At 27.9% G+C, this 2,563-nt stretch carries 1 protein-coding gene; it reads right to left on the bottom strand.

Annotated features, from left to right (window positions below; genetic code table 11):
• Positions 1 to 458: 458 nt before the first annotated feature.
• Positions 459 to 2,240: an arginine--tRNA ligase gene (gene argS / locus U9R42_09245; protein ID MEA3496205.1), complete on the bottom strand. Its 1,782-nt coding sequence runs from the start codon at positions 2,238 to 2,240 to the stop codon at positions 459 to 461.
• Positions 2,241 to 2,563: the final 323 nt, after the last annotated feature.

Below are 2,563 nucleotides of genomic sequence, written 5' to 3'. Positions count from 1 at the left end.
AAAGATTCTCAATTAACTTTTTTATCAAAATACAAAATTTCTTTTTGCAATTGAATTTAATGCAAAAATATATAAAATTTTATACTTCATTCGGCTAATTCTTAAATTATTTCAAAAAATAAAAAAAAATGTAATAATTCAGCTTACAAAATGCATGATTATTTTATTAAATAGTGTCTCTAAGAAAAATTTGTATTACTCATTATACTTGGGCTTTGAATTTAAAATGGATGTGAATGTAAAAGTCATTCAATTGTCATTAATAGTCATTTAACCAAGCTGTCATTAGGCTTTGTAACTTAATGACAATTTAATGACAATCAAATGACTACTTTATGACATTAGATTCAAGCGACAAAATACACATAATATTCTAACAGTCAAAAATATACGTTTTTCTTAGAGGTACTAAATACTTCTCTTAGTTTCTCAATATCTTCGTCTCTATGTCCAAATTTCTACATCTTCTCGGGAACATCAATCCCAAGTAAGCTCATCATCTTTTTTATAACCTCAGATACAGCTATTGACAACTGAATTCTGAAATTTTTAAGTTCTTCATCCTTTTCTTTTAAGATGTGAATTTCATGATAAAATTTATTATACATTTTTGCCAGTTGAAAAACATAATTAGCAATTACTGAAGGATCAAATTCTTTCTCCGCATCAGAAATACTTTTGTTTAAATTATGAACTTTTCTCAAAAGTGATTTTTCTATTTCTTGCAAACTGACATTTTCATTAAAGTCAGGTTTTTCACTATCCGATATCTTAGCTTTACGTAATATTGATTTTATTCTTGCGTATGAATACTGAACAAATGGTCCTGTATGACCTTGGAAATCTATAGACTCTTTTGGATTAAAAGTAATGTTTTTCTTAATATCCGTTTTTAAAATAAAAAACTTTAAAGCACCCAAACCAATTAATTCAGATAATTTTTTTATTTCGTCAACAGCAAGGTCATCAACTTTTCCTGAGTCAATAATGTAATTTTTGGCAGTTTCTGTCATTTCATCCATCAGGTCATCAGCGTCAACAACTTTTCCCTCTCGTGATTTCATTTTTCCTTCAGGCAAATCAACCATTCCATAAGGCAAATGAAAAATTGTATCAGCATAAGGCATATCCAACTTTTGAAGAATAAGTTTTAAAACATCAAAATGATATATTTGTTCATTTCCAACAATATAAACAGACTTATCAGCTTTATAATCATCATATTTTATTTGTGCTGTTCCAATATCCTGAGTTATGTAAACTGAAGTTCCATCACTCCTTAGCAATAATTTCTCATCCAATCCTTTATCTTTTAAATCACACCAAACCGAAGCATCTTTCTTCCTGAAAAACAATTTTTTATCCAATCCTTCAATCACTATTTCCTTACCTTTAAGGTAAGTATCAGACTCCAGATATATTTTGTCAAAACTTATTCCCATTCGTTTATAAGTCTTTTCAAAGCCTTCACATGTCCAATTATTAAGTTTTTTCCATACTTTTATTACTTTATCATCACCCCTCTCCCATTCTTGCAAAAGTTTTTTTGCTCCTTTTATAGATTCCGCTTGTTGCTCTGCTTCATCTTTTAAAAAACCCTTTTCTTTTAATTTCTCAACTTCTTCTTTATATTTTGTTTCAAACAAAACATAATATTTGCCAATCAAATGATCGCCTTTAGTATTAGTGGATTCCGGGGTTTCATTTTTACCGTATTTCATCCATGCGTACATTGATTTACAAATATGTATTCCACGGTCATTTATCAAATTTGCCTGAATTACCTTATGTCCGCTTACATCCATAATTTTAGAAATGGATTGTCCTATCAAATTATTCCTTATATGACCGAGATGTAAAGGTTTATTAGTATTTGGTGAAGAATATTCAACCAATATCTTTTTGGGTTCAGTTGTTTTGTTTATAATAGAATTTTTATCAAAATTTTTCAAAAACTTTATCCAATAAACATCAGCAATTATCAAGTTCAAAAAACCTTTAACCACATCAAAACTTTCTACTTCTGTTAATTTTTCTTTTATAAAATCTCCAACTTTATTAGCTGTTTCTTCCGGAGACCTTCTGCTATAACGCAACAAAGGGAAAATTACAATTGTTAAATCCCCTGCAAAATCGGGATTTGTTTCTTCTATTTGAATTACATTTTCTTTAATCTCTGCATCAAAAATTTCTTTAAATGCTTCTACTGTGGCGTTTTTTAAACTTTGATTAATATCCATTAAATAATTATTTATTCATCAATCGCATTCTTTTTTAAAATGCAAAAATATTATAATTAAGCTATTTGTGTGTTATTAAATTGTGATGTTTTTATAAAATTATATCTGTAAATTTACTTCAGAAAGTAATATCAATCACAAAATCCCAGAACTTAAAAATTTTATTTCAACTAAAGTTTCGCATTTGAATATAAAAAATTGACATTCGGAAACTTATTAAATGTCGAGTTGTGATAACATAAAGAAAATCAATAGTATAATAATTCCATAATGAATTGTTTCATACTTTGTGATTCTTCGTGTCTTAGAGCCTTCGTGGCTAA

Source organism: Bacteroidota bacterium (genome assembly GCA_034723125.1).
Taxonomy (GTDB): domain Bacteria; phylum Bacteroidota; class Bacteroidia; order CAILMK01; family JAAYUY01; genus JAYEOP01.
Note: the sequence above shows the minus strand (reverse complement) of the source record. Positions and strands in the feature narration are given on the sequence as shown.